The following is a 14,116-nucleotide window of genomic DNA, read 5'->3' as shown; positions in this document are numbered from 1 at the left end:
GTGCTTTCGAGCACTGCGCAACAGCGGCGTCCCGCACCCCGCTCTCACCCCAAACCCTAGGGCAAAAGCCAGACACAAGCGCCTTCAGGCGCGAATCTCTTGCTTCCAAGGGGTCGGGCTCGTACTCGGCGATGGTCCGCCATACGCGCAGAGCTTTGCCGGGGACGCCGTGAATACGTCCATGTAGGCTTTTCGAAAACGTCCATGTTTTCGAAACCCCGGCAAAGCTCTGCGCGTACGACGGACCGCGAAGGATTTGGGCCGGCGGATCGAACATGAAGGCGCATTCCGGCCCAGATGGTTCGCCGGGTCGTCGCATGAGAAGTCCCCAGGCCGGACCGTCGGAGACACGGATGTCGACGACGAGCCTACATGGACGTACTTGCGGCGTGTCCGGACTGGGGACTTCTCGTGCGGCGGCCCGTTGCCGGGAACGATCCCGGCACATGGAAGCCAGTCGGGCCTGAAGGCCCTCCAGCAGAAAAGATTCGCGCCTGAAGGCGCTCCTACGGGTTTGAGGCGAGGAGCGTGGTGAGGCGGGTGCGCAAGGTGGCGGCGAAGCGGGTGGCGGCGCCTTCGGCGTAGGGGAGGAAGAGCGAGGGTTCGGTGACTTCGAGTTCGAGCAGCTTCGGGCCTTCGGCCGAGGGCAGCAGGTCGACGCGGGCGTAGGTGAGCGGGCCGAAGGGCAGGGTGGCGAGCACCTTTTCGGCCACCGCGAGTTCGGCGGCGCTGGGCTCGCGCGGCCGGAGGTAGTCCTGGTTGAACAGCGCGCGCGTCGGCTGCTGCCCGCGCCTGAGCAGCGCCGCCTTGCGGATGGCGTGGCTGAAGCGGCCCTCGAAAAACAGCAGTGCCGATTCGCCGTCGCTGTCCACCGCGTGCAGGTAGGGCTGCACCAGCACGTGCCGGCCTGCGTCGAGCAGCCGGCGCGCGTGGGCGATGGCCGCGTCGCGGTCCTCGCGCAGGTAGCGCTGCGCGTCGCGCGAGCCCGCGCCGACGCAGGGCTTGACCACGAACTCGGCCAGGTCGGGCAGCGTGGCCGGGTCGTCGCCCGGCGCCAGGTAGTGGCTTTCGATCACCGGCACGCCGCGCGCGGCCAGGTCGCCGAGGTAGCGCTTGTCGGTGTTCCAGCGCACCACCTCGGGCGGATTCCACAGCCGCGTGAGCGTGGCCACGCGGTCGCACCAGGCCAGGAAGGCCGGCAGCCGGTCCATGTAATCCCAGGGCGAGCGCAGCAGCACCGCGTCGAAGCGGGCCCAGCTGACGGTCGGGTCGTCCCAGGCCACGATGGAGGCGTCGATGCCCGCCGCCGCGCAGGCCGCGCACAGCGAATCCATGTCGCCGTCCTGCCCCAGCGAGGCGATCGCGGTGGCGAGGCCCAGCTTCACAGGTTCTGGTAGTTCGGACCCGCGCCGCCTTCCGGCGTCACCCAGGTGATGATCTGGTACGGGTCCTTGATGTCGCAGGTCTTGCAGTGCACGCAGTTGGCCGCGTTGATCTGCAGGCGCTTGCCGCTGTCGTCCTGCACGATTTCATACACGCCCGCCGGGCAGAAGCGCTGGCAGGGGTTGCCGTATTCCTCGGCGCACTGCGTGACGCAGATGTCGGTGTTGGCCACGCGCAGGTGCACCGGCTGGTCTTCGTCGTGCTCGGTGGCGGCGAAATACACGCCGGCCAGGCGGTCGCGCGGGGCCAGCGTGCGCTCGACGTAGTCGCGCCTGGGCTTCTCGGCTTCCGAGAGCTTCTGCAGCGCGCTCCAGTCGGCCTTGCCGCGCCAGGTCCAGGGCGACAGGCCCGCGGTGGCGGTTTCCCAGGCCGAGTTGAGCAGGCCGAACCACAGGCCCTTCTTGAAGCCCGGCTTGATGTTGCGAACCTTCCTGAGCTCGGCCATCACCGGCGAGGCGCGCAGTTTCGCGTCGAAACCCGCCGCGGCCGGCGCGTCCTGCGCGGCCAGGTGTTCGGCGGCGAGCATGCCGCTGCGGATGGCCTGGTGCGTGCCCTTGACCTTGGGCACGTTGAGCAGGCCGGCGGTGTCGCCGATCAGCATCGCGCCGGGCATCTCCACCTTCGGCAGCGACTGCCAGCCGCCGGTGACGATGGCGCGGGCACCCGCGCTGAGGATGGTGCCGCCCTCGAGCAGCGGCTTCACCAGCGGGTGGTGCTTGAACTGCTGGAAGGCCTCGTAGGGCTGGTACTCCGGATCGCGGTAGTCCAGGCCCGAAACGTAGCCGATGGCCACGCGGTCCTTGTCGAGGTGGTAGATGAAGCTGCCACCGTAGGTCCTGGTGTCGGCCGGCCAGCCGAAGCTGTGGAAGATCTTGCCCGGCCTGGCGCGGCCAGGCGGCAGCTGCCAGAGCTCCTTGATGCCGATCGAATAGTTCTGCGGGTCGGCGCCGGCGTCGAGGCCGAACTTCGCCACCAGCTGCTTGGTCAGGTGGCCGCGCGCGCCCTCGGCGAGCACCGTCACCTTCGCCTTGATGTCGATGCCCTGGGTGTAGCCGGGCTTGTGCGAACCGTCCTTGGCCACGCCCATGTCGCCGATGCGCACGCCGCAGACGGCGCCGGCCTCGTCGAACAGCGGTTCGGCGGCGGCGAAGCCCGGGTAGATCTCCACGCCCAGGGCCTCGGCCTGCGGCGCCAGCCAGGCGCACATCGCGCCCAGCGAAACGATGAAGTTGCCATGGTTGGCCATGCCCGGGGGAATGACCGGGAACTTGCGGCCGCCGTCCCTGGTGAGGAACCAGAACTCGTCCTCGGCGGCGGGCACGCACACCGGCGGCGGGTTGTCGCGCCAGCCGGGCAGCAGTTCGTCGAGCGGGCCGGGCTCGATGACCGCGCCCGAGAGGATGTGGGCGCCGATGGTCGAGGCCTTCTCGATGACGCAGACCGACAGTTCGGGCTTGAGCTGCTTGAGCCGGATCGCGAACGACAGGCCCGCCGGGCCGGCGCCCACGGTCACCACGTCGTATTCCATCACGTCACGTTCACTCATTTTCCGACGGCTCCGTACGCTGATGCACGGATTGTCGCGGTTTGCCCGCGGACGGGCAATCAAGGACACTCAGGCCAGTCCCGCCACGGAATGCGACACGCATGACCGCAAGCCCCGACGACCTGCGCCAGGCCCCGCTCTATCGCGTGCTGCACGCGCTGGCGAGGGACGAGACCAGCAGCGAGGCGCTGACCGGCGCCTGCCTGGCGGCCATCGCCCGCGACAGCCACCTCAATGCCTGGACCTGGGTGGATGCCGCCGGCGCCCTGGCCGCCGCCCGCGCCAGCGATGCGCGCCGCGCCGAGGGCCGGCCGCTGGGGCGCCTGGACGGCGTGCCGATCGCCATCACCGACGCCTTCGACGTGGCCGGCATGCCCACCGGCCTGGGCCTGCCGGGCCACCCGGGCCTGGCCGCCGGGGACGCGCACGTGGTGCGGCGCCTGCGCGGCGCCGGCGCGGTGTTCCTGGGCAAGACCAATCTCGACGAGGCCGCCTTCGGCACGGTCGGCCGCAATCCGCATTTCGGCGATGTGCAAAACCCGGCGCATCCCGGCCGCGCCGCCGGCGGCGCCTCGGCCGGCTCGGCCGCGGCCCTGGCCGCGGGCCACGCGGTGGTGGCGGTGGGTACCGACACCCTGGGCGCCACGCGCATCCCGGCCGCGTTCTGCGGACTGGTCGGCCACAAGCCGACGCTGGGCGAGCTCAGCGCCCGCGGCATGGCGACGGCGCTGCGACGGCTCGACTGCCCGGGCCTGCTGGCCCGCGCGGTGCAGGACATCGGCCTGGTGCTGCCGGTGCTGGCCGGTTACGACGCCGGCGACCCGCGCTCGCGCAAGCGCCGCGTGCCGCTGGCGCCGCCGGACTGGGTGCCGGGCGAGCTCAAGGCCGGCGTGGTGGCCGACCTCGGTGCGCTGGGCGTGGATGCGGGCGTGGCCGAGAACTTCAGCACGGTCATGGCGCGCGTGGCGCCGGTGTTCGGCAGCGCGCTGCCGGTGGCGCTGGAAGTGGCGCCGCTGGAAGTGGCGGCCACCCGCCGCGCGGCCCTGCTGCTGATGGAAGCCGAGATCCTGGCGGCGCACGGCCCGCGCCTGGGCGGCGCGTCGCCGCGCCTGCTGGGGCTGCTCGATTTCGCCCGCCGCAAGTCGGCCGCCGATGCCGCGGCGGCGCACCGCCGCCTCGACGGCCACGTGGTGCAGGTGCGCCGCCTGTTCGAGCAGTTCGACGTGCTGCTGCTGCCCACGGTGGCGTCGCCGCCGCCGGCCTGGGGTGCCGAGGAACCGGCCAACCTCGCCGACCTCACCGCGCTCGCCTCGCTCGCCGGCTGCCCGGCGCTGAGCCTGCCGCTGCCCGGCGGCCTCGGCCTGCAACTCGTCGGCGCACCGGGCGCCGACCTGCGCCTGCTCGAACTCGCCCAGGTCATCGCCTCCGTCGCCGACACCGGCGAGTAGGGATGGATCTTCCAGACGGATTCGAGCTCCGGGTCGGTTGGCTGGCGCAGGGCGAGGCGGATGCGCTGCTGGAAGCGGTGATGGCGCAGGTGCCGTGGGAAGTGCACCGGATCGTGATGTTCGGCAAGCCGGTGGATTCGCCGCGGCTGAGCTGCTGGATCGGCGACCCGGGCACCGGCTACGTGTATTCGCGCACGCGCTTCGAGCCGCGGCCCTGGCCGCCGGCGCTGGCGGCGCTGCGGCCGCGCATCGATGCCGCCGCCGGCGTGGCCATGAACAGCGTGCTGGCCAACCTCTATCGCGATGGCCGCGACGCCATGGGCTGGCACAGCGACGACGAGCCCGAACTCGGGCCGCGGCCGGTGATTGCTTCGCTCAGCCTCGGCGGCACGCGCCGCTTCGCCGTGAAGCATCGCCGCGACCCGGAGCGCAAGTTCACCCTGGAGCTGCCGCACGGCAGCCTGCTGCTGATGCACGGCGACAGCCAGTCGGCGTGGAAGCACGCGCTGCCGCGCACCGCGCGGCCGGTGCCGGCGCGGGTGAACCTTACTTTCCGCCAGGTGCGCCCGGCTTCGGCGCGCTGAAGGCGCGCTCGCCCTCGACCAGGGTCCAGCCGACGATCTGCGCGTTCACCTGCGCCATCGCCTCGCCGAACGCCGCCACCACCGGCTCGATCTGCGCGCCGGCCGGCGCCACCTCGGCGCGGAAGCGGCGCGCGGCGACCAGGCCGCCGCCCTGGCCCGACTTCACCAGCCGGGCCTGGATCTCCACCACCACCTTCGGCGCATCGCCCTCGTACACCGTCTCGAAGGCGCGCAGGTCGGAGTAGAGCGCGAAGTCGCCGCGACCGCCGCCCCAGCGGCTGACCGAGGCGATCTTGCCGGAGTCCTCGAAGGCCTCGGCCAGCGCCAGCTGCAGCATCTGCGGCGCGGTGTCGACCCAGCGCGCGCCCTTGTAGGTCTGCAGGCGGTCGCGGCTGGGGCGCACGGCGATGCGCTGCGAATCGAGCAGGGCGTTGGCGTCGGGCGCGCCCAGCGTGAGCCGCCAGTCCACGGCCGGCCAGGCCGGGTCGGCCTGGATGCGCACCTGCGGCGCGTAGATGCTGACCTCGGTCTTCGGGCCGCCGAGGGCGCAGCCGGCAAGCAGCACCAGCGCGGCGACGGGGGCGAGGCGGAAGGCACGGCTCATGGTTCGAACTCCTCGGGTTGCTCGCGTCCCAGCAGGTAGCCGGCCGGGTTGTTCTCGAGCTTGTTGGCCAGGTCGTCGATCTCGCGGATCAGGCCGCGCAGCTGGCGCATGGTCGGGCCCACTTCGCCCAGGCCGTCCTGGCTGAACTCGCCCCAGGCCTCGCGGTTGTCCTCGAGGATGCCGTTGGCGTTGCGGCTGGCGGCCTCGAGCTGGGTGAGCGTGGCGTCGAGCTTGCGCACCATGCCCGGCAGCTCCTGCACCACGCCCTGGTCGAGCGTGGCGATGGCGCGGTTGGCGTTGGCCAGGGTGAGGTCGAGCTTCTCGCTGGCCGAGCGCGCATTGCGGATCAGCGCGGCGATCTCCTCGCGCTCGGCGGCGATGGCGCCGGTGGTCTGGTCGAGCTGGTCGAGCGTGCGGGTGATGCGCTCGACGTTGGCGTCGCTGAGCAGGCGGTTGATGCGCTCGACGATCTCGTTGGCGCTGGCGGCGATGTTCTGCAGCGCCGAAGGCTCGGTCTGGATCACCGGCACGTCGTTGCCGCTGCCGCCCTCCAGGCGCGGCGCGCCCGGGCTGCCGCCGCTGAGCTGGATCACCGAGACGCCGGTCAGGCCGGTGACGGTGAGCTTGGCGCGGGTGTCGGTGCGCACCGGCGTGTCGGCCGACAGTCGGATGCGGGCGACGACCTTGCGCGGATCGTCCTTCATCAGCGACAGGCCGCGCACCTCGCCGACGCTGATGCCCGAATAAAGCACCTGGCTGCCGGTGCTCAGGCCGGTGACGGCTTCCTGGAAGACGACGTCGTACTCGGCGAAGGACTTCTCGCTGGTGTACTTGGCGATCCACAGCGCGAACAGCACCGCGAACAGGCATACCGCCAGCGTGAAGGCGCCGATCAGCACATGGTTGGCGCGGGTTTCCATCTCAAGCCTCCTTGGCCAGGGCAGCCTGCGCGGCGCGTCCGCGCGGGCCGTGGAAATACTCTTGCACCCACGGGTGGTCGAAACGCTCGACCTCGGCCAGCGGGGCGTTGACCAGCACGCGCCGGTCGGCCAGCACGGCGACGCGGTCGCAGATGGCGTAGAGCGTGTCGAGGTCGTGGGTGATCAGGAAGACGGTGAGTCCGAGCGCGCGCTTGAGCGTGAGGATGAGCTCGTCGAAGGCGGCGGCGCCGATGGGGTCGAGGCCGGCGGTGGGCTCGTCGAGGAAGAGCAGGGTGGGGTCGAGCGCCAGCGCGCGGGCGATGCCGGCGCGCTTGCGCATGCCGCCCGAGAGCTGCGAGGGCAGCTTGGGGCCGGCGTCCTCGCCCAGGCCGGCCATGCGGATCTTGAGCATGGCCAGGTCGTGCACCATGTCCTCGGGCAGTTCGGGATAGTGTTCCTTGAGAGGCACCGAGACGTTCTCGGCCACGGTGAGCGAGGAGAACAGCGCGCCGTTCTGGTAGAGCACGCCGGTGTTGCGCTCGATCAGGCCGGAGTCGCGGGCCTTCGACGACAGCGCGTCCACGCCCAGCACCTCGATCTCGCCGGCCTGCGGCGTCCGCAGGCCCAGGATGGCGCGCATCAGCACCGACTTGCCGGTGCCCGAGCCGCCGACCACGCCGATGATCTCGCCGCGGCGCACCTCCAGGTCCAGGCCCTCGTGCACCACCTGGCTGCCGAAGACGTTGCGCAGGCCGCGCACGCGGATGGCCGGCGTGTCGTCGGTGGGCAGGCTCACCAGTCCATCTCCATGAACCACATGGCCGCGAAGGCGTCGATCAGGATCACCAGCGAGATGGTCTGCACCACGCTCGAGGTGGTGCGCTCGCCGACCGATTCGGCCGTGCCCTGCACCTGGAAGCCCTCGAGGCAGCCGATCAGGGCGATGACGGCGGCGAAGATCGGCGCCTTGGACACGCCGACCCAGAAGTGGCGGATCTCGATGGTGTCCTGCAGGCGCAGCAGGAACATGTCCGGGCTCATGCCGAGGCTGGCCACCGACACCGCCATGCCGCCGGCGATGCCCGAGACCATGGCCAGGAAGGTGAGCAGCGGCAGCATCAGCAGCAGGGCGAACAGGCGCGGCAGCACCAGCAGTTCGATGGGGTCGAGGCCGAGCGTTCGGATGGCGTCGATTTCCTCGCCGCTCTGCATCGCGCCGATCTGCGCGGTGAAGGCGCTGGCGGTGCGGCCGGCGAGCAGGATGGCGGTGAGCAGCACGGCGAACTCGCGCAGGAAGGCGATGCCCACCAGCTCGACCACGAAGATCTCGGCGCCGAAGTCGCGCAGCACGGTGGCGCCGAGGAAGGCGATCACCGCGCCGACCATGAAGCTCAGCAGCATCACCAGCGGCACCGCGTCCAGGCCGACCTGCTCCATGTGGTGCACGGTGGGCGTGATACGCAGCCGGGCCGGGCGCAGCAGCACGCCGGCGGCGGACTTCAGGGTCAGGCCCAGGAAGCCCACCAGGGCCAGCACCTCGCGGGTGTAGTCCTCCACGGCATAGCCCATGCGCTCGAGCATGCGGTTGAAGCCGTAGTCCTTGCGGGCCTCGCGCGGCGGGTTCTCGCAGATGGCGCGCACGGTGCCGGTGAGCGGCTGGTGCTCGGGCCGCACGTCCACGGTGGACAGGCCCAGGCCCACCTTCACCGCGTAGCGCGAGAGCATCATGGCGCCGGCGGAGTCGAGCCGGCCGATGTCGCGGCCGTCGATGTCGGCGGCCGAGGCGGGGGCCTGCTCGATCAGTTCGAGCATCCGCCGGGCGTTGGCCAGGGTCCAGTCGCCGCGGGCGATCAGGATGCCCGGGTGGCGTTCGCTGGTGTCGATGCGCGGGGCCTCGCTCATGGGCTCAGGATAGCCCGATTCATGCCATGCTTTCGCGCATGAACGCCCCCGTCCTGATGCCCCAGTCCGACTACGAGGCCCGGACCGATTTCGTCACCGAGCTGGCCTCGCGCCTGCACGCCTACGGCACCACGGCCCAGCGCCTGGAGGCCGCGGTCGAGGGCGTGGCCAACCGGCTGGGCCTGGACTGCGAGATCTGGTCCAACCCCACCGGCATGATCCTCAGTTATGCCGACCCGGTGCGCGGGCAGCAGAACGGCATCACCCGCGTGATCCGGCTTGAGCCCGGCGAGCAGAACCTGTCCCGGCTGGCGGCCACCGACCAGATCACCGAGGACGTGCTGGCCGGCAAGCTCGAGCTGGCCGACGGCCTGCGCGCGATGCGCGCGCTCGACCGCCCCGAACGGCTGCGTTCGCGCCTGCTGGCCATGCTCAGCTTCGGGCTCTCGGCCGGCGCGGTGGCGGGGCTGCTGGGCGCCAACGCGGCGGGCGTGGCCACGGCCGGGCTGATCGGGCTGGTCACCGGCGTGCTGGCGGTGTCGGCGGCCCAGCGGCCGCGCCTGAACGAGGCGCTGGAGGCCATCGCGGCCCTGGTGGCGACGCTGCTGGTGGCGGCGGTGGCGACCTTCGTGGCGCCGGTGCCGGTCAAGACGATCATCGTGGCCTCGCTGATCGTGCTCATGCCCGGCCTGATGCTGACCAACGCGGTGAGCGAGCTCTCGGCCCGGCACCTGGTGTCGGGCACGGCGCGCTTCGCCGGCGCGATGATGATCCTGCTCAAGCTCACCTTCGGCACCGTGGCCGGCATGCAGATCGTGCGGCTGCTGGGCTGGCAGCCGCAGGAGGCGGTGGCGATGGCGCCGGTGCTGCCGGTGGAGCTGGCGGCGCTGGCGGTGTCGGCCTTTGCCTTCGCGGTGCTGTTCCAGGCGGCCCGCCGCGACTACCCGCTGGTGATGGCCTCGGTGCTGCTGGGCTACGGCCTGACCCGCCTGGGCGGCGAGGTGCTGGGCCTGGCTTCGGAAAGTTTCGCCGGCGGTGCCTTCTTCGCCGGCATGGGCGTGGCGGCCATCAGCAATGCCTACGGCCGCTGGTTCAATCGCCCCGGCGCGCTGATCCGCGTGCCCGGCATCATCCTGCTGGTGCCGGGCAGCGTGGGTTTCCGCAGCCTGAACTTCGTGATGGAGCGCGACGTGTTCCTGGGCCTGGACACAACCTTCGCCCTGGTCTCGGCCCTGGTCGCCCTCGTCGCCGGCCTGCTCTTCGGCAACCTGCTCGTCCCGTCCCGCCGCAACATCTGATTTCGAACGCGGATCAAATCGGATGAAGAAGAAAGGGGGTCAGGTTCACTTCCGCCGCGGAAGTGAACCTGACCCCCTTTCTTGTCAGATCGCGAAGTCTTCGAGTTTCTTGCCGCGGGCCAGTTCGGCGGCGAGCCACTTGGGGGCCATGCCGCGGCCGGCCCAGGTCTGGCTGGGGTCGGCGGGGTTGCGGTACTTGGGCGGGACCTTGGCGCCCTTGGCGGCCGAGGCCTTGCGGGCGGCGGGTTTCTTCGCCGGCACGCCGGCCTTCTCGCGCACCATCCGGCCGGTGCCGAACAGCTCGTCGATGCTGTAGCCCTCGGCCCTGGCCAGCGAGACGATCTTCTTGCGCACCGCCGCCACCGGCTTGCGCTTGGCCAGGGTCTTCTTGCGCTTGCTGGCCTGGGCGATCAGGGCCTGGAGTTCCTTGGCCGAAAGGCCTTCGAGATTGATGCTCATGGGTCTGGCTGCCTGCGTGCTGGTTTGGGGGAAACCCCGGGCATTCCCCGGGCGAAACCTATCCTAACCGCCGGCACGGCCGCGGCGAAACCCGCGGCGGGGTTTCGCCGCGGGTTTCCCACGAGTTTTCGGGTGGTTTTCTCAGGCCAGCCCGAGGCGGGCGCGCAGGGCAGCCCGGTCAAGGTTCTCGCTGTCGCTGGCGCGGCGGGCGCGGTACTCGAAGGTGCCGGCCTCGAGGCCACGGCCCGACACCACCACGCGGTGCGGGATGCCCACCAGCTCGATGTCGCCGAACATCACGCCCGGGCGCAGGCCGCGGTCGTCGAGCAGCACGTCGACGCCGGCCGCGGCCAGCTCGTCGTACAGCGCCACGGCGGCTTCGGACACGGCCGGGTCGTCCTTGGGGTTGATGACGCACACGGCCACCTGCCAGGGCGCCATCGGCTCGGGCCAGCAGATGCCGTTGGCATCGAAGTTCTGTTCGATGGCGGCCGCGACGATGCGCGAGACGCCGATGCCGTAGCAGCCCATGTGCATCACCCGGGCCTTGCCGTCGGCGTCGAGCACGGTGGCGCCCATGGCCTCGGCGTATTTCTGGCCGAGCTGGAACACGTGGCCCACCTCGATGCCGCGGGCGATGCCGAGCGTGCCCTTGCCGTCGGGCGAGGGATCGCCCTCGACCACGTTGCGGATGTCGGCCACGAGCGTGGGCTCGGGCAGGTCGCGGCCCCAGTTCACGCCCGCCAGGTGCTTGCCGCGCTGGTTGGCGCCGACCACGAAGTCGGCCATGGCCGCCACGCTGCGGTCGGCGATGACGGTGATGGCCTTCGCCGGCTTCACCGGGCCCAGGAAACCCGGCTCGCTGCCGAGGTGGGCGGCGATCTCGGCCTCGGTCGCCAGGCGGTAGTCGGCCAGGCCCTCGAGCTTGGCCAGCTTGATCTCGTTGACCATGTGGTCGCCGCGGACGAGCGCCAGCACGAAGCCCTGCTCGCCCACCAGCGCCACCGACTTGACCGTGCGCGACAGGGCGATGCCCATCAGCGCGGCCACTTCCTCGCAGGTCTTCTGGGTGGGCGTGTCGATCTCGCGCATCGCTTCGGCGGCGGCCGGGCGCGGGCCGGGCGACACGGCCTCGGCCATCTCGACGTTGGCGGCGTAGTCGCTGCCGTCGGAGAAGGCGATGGCGTCCTCGCCCGAGTCGGCCAGCACGTGGAACTCATGCGAGGCGCTGCCGCCGATGGCGCCGGTGTCGGCGGCCACGGCGCGGAAGCGCAGGCCCAGGCGGGTGAAGATGCGCGAGTAGGCGTCGTACATCGCCTGGTAGGTCTCGGCCAGGCTGTCGTGGCCGAGGTGGAAGGAGTAGGCGTCCTTCATCAGGAACTCGCGCGCGCGCATCACGCCGAAGCGCGGGCGGATCTCGTCGCGGAACTTGGTCTGGATCTGGTAGAAGTTCAGCGGCAGCTGCTTGTAGCTGCGCAGCTCGTTGCGCGCGAAGTCGGTGATCACTTCCTCGTGCGTGGGGCCGTAGCAGAACTCGCCGTCCTTGCGATCCTTGATCTTGAGCAGCTGGCCACCGAACTTCTGCCAGCGGCCGGTCTCCTCCCACAGCTCGCGCGGCTGGATCGAGGGCATCAGCATCTCGATGGCGCCGGCGCGGTCCATCTCCTCGCGCACCACCGCCTCCACCTTGCGCAGCACGCGCAGGCCCAGCGGGCTCCAGGTGTACAGGCCGGCGGCCAGCTTGCGGATCATGCCCGCACGCAGCATCAGCTGGTGGCTGACGACCTCGGCGTCGGCGGGGGTTTCCTTGCTGGTGTTGAGGTGGAAGCTCGAAAGGCGCATCGGGGGACCGGGCAACGGGACGGGTCGGCCATTGTAGCGGCCGCCCGGCCCCCGTGGCGGGACTTACTCCCCGTCGGCCACGGGCTCGCAGTAGGCGCGGACCTGGCGCTGGGCGTTCTCGCGGTTGGTGGCGAGTTCGTCCTCGGTCATCACGTCCGGCTGGCCGTCGCCGTCGCGGTCGAACTGCACCGGGCGGCCCGAGCTGAGCACGGCGTAGTTGGCCTGGGCCTTCTCGCAGGCTTCCTGCGCCGGGGTCTTGGCCGCTTCGGCCGTGGCCTGCGCGGCCTGGGCCTCGGGCGAGTTGGCGTTCACCTGCACGGCCTCGGAGCCCGAAACCTGCAGCTGCGAATAAACCGTCTCGCCGTTGGCGCCGGTGGACTTGTACACGGTGACCTTCTCGGCGGCGGCCAATCCGGGCAGGCAGGCGGCAACGAGGGCGAGGGCGAGCAGCTTGCGGTTCATGGCGGGGCTCCGGGGCAGGCGTGGGGCCCGTGATACCACCGCCGCCCCCGGCCCGCAAGGCAGGCTTTGGGCGGCCGGGGCAAGCGTTTACACTCCGGCCATGGAACCGACCCAAGAAACCGGCACCCCGCGCGGCCGCGGCATCTACCTGCTGCCCAACCTGCTCACCACGGGCGGGCTGTTCGCCGGCTTCTACGCCATCCTGGCGGCGGCCAGCGGCAACTTCGAGAACGCCTGCATCGCCGTGTTCGTGGCCGCGCTGTTCGACGGCCTCGACGGCCGGGTGGCGCGCATGACCGGCACCACCAGCGAGTTCGGCGTGCAGTACGACTCGCTGGCCGACCTGGTCAGCTTCGGCATGGCGCCCTCGCTGGTCATGTACCACTGGGCCCTGGTGGGTTTCCGGGCCGACGGCCCGGTGCTGGCCAAGGTGGGCTGGGCGGCGGCCTTCCTCTACGCCGCCTGCGCCGCCCTGCGCCTGGCCCGCTTCAACACCCAGGTGGGCTCGACCGACAAGCGCTGGTTCATCGGCCTGGCCAGCCCGGCCGCGGCCGGCCTGATGGTGTCCTTCGTCTGGGCCATGAATTCCTTCGGCTACAGCGGCGAGGGACTGCGCTGGCTGGCCTTCGCGGTGACGGTTTCGGCCGGCCTGCTGATGGTCAGCCGCATCCGCTTCTACAGCTTCAAGGGCCTGCCCAAGGGCGACCGCGTGCCCTTCTTCGTGATGGCGCTGGTGGTGGTGGTGATCGCGGTGCTGTTCATCGCCCAGGCCAAGGGCCTGCTGGCGCTGGCGCTGCTGTACGTGGCCTCGGGCCCGGCCTGGTGGTTGTGGACGAAGCTGCGCCGCCGGAAGGTCGCCGCGTGAGCTGGAGCCCCGGCCAGCGCCAGCTGCTCGCGGCGATGGGCTACACCCTGTACCGCCCGGCCGGCCAGGAGCCGCCTGCGCCGCCGCCGGAAGGGCCGCTGCTTCGGGCCCTGCGCCGCGCCGCCCGCCGCGAGGACCTGGCCGGGCTCCCGCTGCCGGCCTGGGAGCAGCTGCGCGCCGACGCCGCGGCCAAGCGCGCCCTGTGGCGACGCCTGCGGGCCTTCCGCCGCGCGCACTGAGCCGCCTTGAACGCGCGTCCCGCCGACGCCAGCCAGATGCGGCCGATGAAACAGGCCGACGTCGAGGCGGTGGCCGCGATCGAGAAGCGCGCCTATCCCTTCCCCTGGTCGCCCGGCATCTTCCGCGACTGCCTGCGCGCCGGGCACCAGTGCTGGGTGCTTGATTCGCCCGCCGGCCTGGTCGGCTACGGGGTGCTCAGCGCCGCCGCCGGCGAGGCGCACATCCTCAACCTCTGCATCGCCCCGGAGTTCCAGGGCCAGGGCCACGGCCTGCGCCTGCTGCGCCGGCTGGTCGACCTGGCGCGCTGGCACCATGCCCAGCAGGTGTTCCTGGAGGTCCGTCCCTCGAACCCGCGCGCCATCCGGCTCTACCGCGAGTTCGGCTTCAACGAGATCGGCCTGCGGCCGAACTACTACCCGGCCGCGAAAGGGCGCGAGGACGCGATCGTGATGGCCATCGAGCTGCTGGGGCCAACTGCCTGATCCTTGGTAGAATCCGGGTCC

The 14,116-nt window shown here is 71.3% G+C and carries 16 protein-coding genes; 6 read left to right on the top strand and 10 right to left on the bottom strand.

What is annotated here, in order from left to right:
• The 3 genes from ABS41_RS02650 to ABS41_RS02640 form a co-directional block, all read right to left on the bottom strand.
• The coding region (locus ABS41_RS02650; RefSeq protein WP_290590145.1) for a hypothetical protein at window positions 1-277 on the bottom strand (277 nt) is incomplete at its 3' end.
• Window positions 278-506: 229 nt separating this feature from the next.
• Window positions 507-1,385: a hypothetical protein gene (locus tag ABS41_RS02645; protein WP_290590143.1), complete on the bottom strand. Its 879-nt coding sequence runs from the start codon at window positions 1,383-1,385 to the stop codon at window positions 507-509.
• Entirely contained in the window at window positions 1,382-2,989 is a 1,608-nt protein-coding gene (locus ABS41_RS02640; RefSeq protein WP_290590140.1) for an electron transfer flavoprotein-ubiquinone oxidoreductase, read from the bottom strand. Before ABS41_RS02640 ends, ABS41_RS02645 begins: the two co-directional genes overlap by 4 nt.
• Window positions 2,990-3,090: 101 nt before the next feature.
• On the opposite strand from ABS41_RS02640, the gene ABS41_RS02635 reads away from it, so the two are divergent.
• Window positions 3,091-4,437, top strand: a complete 1,347-nt coding sequence (locus ABS41_RS02635; protein WP_290590137.1) for an amidase — start codon at window positions 3,091-3,093, stop codon at window positions 4,435-4,437.
• A gap of 2 nt (window positions 4,438-4,439) precedes the next feature.
• The gene (locus ABS41_RS02630) at window positions 4,440-5,021 is read left to right on the top strand and encodes an alpha-ketoglutarate-dependent dioxygenase AlkB (RefSeq protein WP_290590134.1); all 582 of its coding nucleotides are present in this window, start codon (window positions 4,440-4,442) and stop codon (window positions 5,019-5,021) included.
• Here the strand turns inward: ABS41_RS02630 and ABS41_RS02625 are convergent.
• Genes ABS41_RS02625 through ABS41_RS02610 form a run of 4 tightly spaced genes read right to left on the bottom strand, consistent with a single transcriptional unit; the run spans window position 4,984 to window position 8,447 of the window.
• Window positions 4,984-5,625, bottom strand: coding sequence for an ABC-type transport auxiliary lipoprotein family protein (locus ABS41_RS02625; RefSeq protein ID WP_290590130.1), 642 nt, complete (start codon window positions 5,623-5,625; stop codon window positions 4,984-4,986). The genes ABS41_RS02630 and ABS41_RS02625 overlap by 38 nt on opposite strands.
• Window positions 5,622-6,545 carry an MlaD family protein gene (locus ABS41_RS02620; RefSeq protein ID WP_290590127.1) on the bottom strand — a complete coding sequence of 308 codons (924 nt, stop codon included), beginning with the start codon at window positions 6,543-6,545 and terminating at the stop codon, window positions 5,622-5,624. Before ABS41_RS02620 ends, ABS41_RS02625 begins: the two co-directional genes overlap by 4 nt.
• 1 nt (window position 6,546) lies before the next feature.
• Window positions 6,547-7,341, bottom strand: a complete 795-nt coding sequence (locus ABS41_RS02615; RefSeq protein ID WP_290590123.1) for an ATP-binding cassette domain-containing protein — start codon at window positions 7,339-7,341, stop codon at window positions 6,547-6,549.
• Window positions 7,338-8,447 (bottom strand): ABC transporter permease, encoded by a 1,110-nt coding sequence (locus tag ABS41_RS02610; protein WP_290590120.1) that lies wholly within the window; start codon window positions 8,445-8,447, stop codon window positions 7,338-7,340. Before ABS41_RS02610 ends, ABS41_RS02615 begins: the two co-directional genes overlap by 4 nt.
• 38 nt (window positions 8,448-8,485) lie before the next feature.
• Between ABS41_RS02610 and ABS41_RS02605 the strand changes: the two genes are divergently transcribed.
• Window positions 8,486-9,745, top strand: a complete 1,260-nt coding sequence (locus tag ABS41_RS02605; RefSeq protein WP_290590117.1) for a threonine/serine exporter family protein — start codon at window positions 8,486-8,488, stop codon at window positions 9,743-9,745.
• A gap of 84 nt (window positions 9,746-9,829) precedes the next feature.
• Here ABS41_RS02605 and ABS41_RS02600 read toward each other — a convergent pair whose 3' ends face one another.
• From ABS41_RS02600 to ABS41_RS02590, 3 genes are all read right to left on the bottom strand, one after another.
• Window positions 9,830-10,204 carry an H-NS histone family protein gene (locus tag ABS41_RS02600; protein WP_290590114.1) on the bottom strand — a complete coding sequence of 125 codons (375 nt, stop codon included), beginning with the start codon at window positions 10,202-10,204 and terminating at the stop codon, window positions 9,830-9,832.
• A gap of 141 nt (window positions 10,205-10,345) precedes the next feature.
• Window positions 10,346-12,046, bottom strand: coding sequence for a proline--tRNA ligase (locus ABS41_RS02595; RefSeq protein ID WP_290590111.1), 1,701 nt, complete (start codon window positions 12,044-12,046; stop codon window positions 10,346-10,348).
• A gap of 63 nt (window positions 12,047-12,109) precedes the next feature.
• The gene (locus tag ABS41_RS02590) at window positions 12,110-12,508 is read right to left on the bottom strand and encodes a hypothetical protein (protein WP_290590108.1); all 399 of its coding nucleotides are present in this window, start codon (window positions 12,506-12,508) and stop codon (window positions 12,110-12,112) included.
• A gap of 100 nt (window positions 12,509-12,608) precedes the next feature.
• Between ABS41_RS02590 and pssA the strand changes: the two genes are divergently transcribed.
• The 3 genes from pssA to rimI are packed head-to-tail and all read left to right on the top strand — an operon-like array spanning window position 12,609 to window position 14,095.
• On the top strand, window positions 12,609-13,373 hold the full coding sequence (gene pssA, locus ABS41_RS02585) for a CDP-diacylglycerol--serine O-phosphatidyltransferase (protein ID WP_290590105.1): 765 nt from the start codon (window positions 12,609-12,611) through the stop codon (window positions 13,371-13,373).
• The gene (locus tag ABS41_RS02580) at window positions 13,370-13,612 is read left to right on the top strand and encodes a hypothetical protein (protein WP_290590102.1); all 243 of its coding nucleotides are present in this window, start codon (window positions 13,370-13,372) and stop codon (window positions 13,610-13,612) included. Before pssA ends, ABS41_RS02580 begins: the two co-directional genes overlap by 4 nt.
• Window positions 13,613-13,648: 36 nt before the next feature.
• A complete protein-coding gene (gene rimI, locus ABS41_RS02575) occupies window positions 13,649-14,095 on the top strand; it encodes a ribosomal protein S18-alanine N-acetyltransferase (RefSeq protein WP_290590152.1) in 447 nt (148 codons plus the stop codon).
• The last annotated feature ends 21 nt before the right edge of the window (window positions 14,096-14,116 follow it).

Source organism: Arenimonas sp. SCN 70-307, from assembly GCF_001724815.1.
Lineage (GTDB): Bacteria > Pseudomonadota > Gammaproteobacteria > Xanthomonadales > Xanthomonadaceae > Arenimonas.
This window is presented reverse-complemented; position numbering and strand designations above follow the sequence as displayed.

What these genes read in the sequence shown, in the direction of transcription:
- ABS41_RS02640 (WP_290590140.1), bottom strand. Translation starts at nt 2,989, where the DNA reads ATGAGTGAACGTGACGTGATGGAATACGACGTGGTGACCGTGGGCGCC.
- ABS41_RS02635 (WP_290590137.1), top strand. Translation starts at nt 3,091, where the DNA reads ATGACCGCAAGCCCCGACGACCTGCGCCAGGCCCCGCTCTATCGCGTG.
- ABS41_RS02630 (WP_290590134.1), top strand. Translation starts at nt 4,440, where the DNA reads ATGGATCTTCCAGACGGATTCGAGCTCCGGGTCGGTTGGCTGGCGCAG.
- ABS41_RS02625 (WP_290590130.1), bottom strand. Translation starts at nt 5,625, where the DNA reads ATGAGCCGTGCCTTCCGCCTCGCCCCCGTCGCCGCGCTGGTGCTGCTT.
- ABS41_RS02620 (WP_290590127.1), bottom strand. Translation starts at nt 6,545, where the DNA reads ATGGAAACCCGCGCCAACCATGTGCTGATCGGCGCCTTCACGCTGGCG.
- ABS41_RS02610 (WP_290590120.1), bottom strand. Translation starts at nt 8,447, where the DNA reads ATGAGCGAGGCCCCGCGCATCGACACCAGCGAACGCCACCCGGGCATC.
- ABS41_RS02605 (WP_290590117.1), top strand. Translation starts at nt 8,486, where the DNA reads ATGAACGCCCCCGTCCTGATGCCCCAGTCCGACTACGAGGCCCGGACC.
- ABS41_RS02600 (WP_290590114.1), bottom strand. Translation starts at nt 10,204, where the DNA reads ATGAGCATCAATCTCGAAGGCCTTTCGGCCAAGGAACTCCAGGCCCTG.
- ABS41_RS02595 (WP_290590111.1), bottom strand. Translation starts at nt 12,046, where the DNA reads ATGCGCCTTTCGAGCTTCCACCTCAACACCAGCAAGGAAACCCCCGCC.
- ABS41_RS02590 (WP_290590108.1), bottom strand. Translation starts at nt 12,508, where the DNA reads ATGAACCGCAAGCTGCTCGCCCTCGCCCTCGTTGCCGCCTGCCTGCCC.
- pssA (WP_290590105.1), top strand. Translation starts at nt 12,609, where the DNA reads ATGGAACCGACCCAAGAAACCGGCACCCCGCGCGGCCGCGGCATCTAC.
- rimI (WP_290590152.1), top strand. Translation starts at nt 13,649, where the DNA reads ATGCGGCCGATGAAACAGGCCGACGTCGAGGCGGTGGCCGCGATCGAG.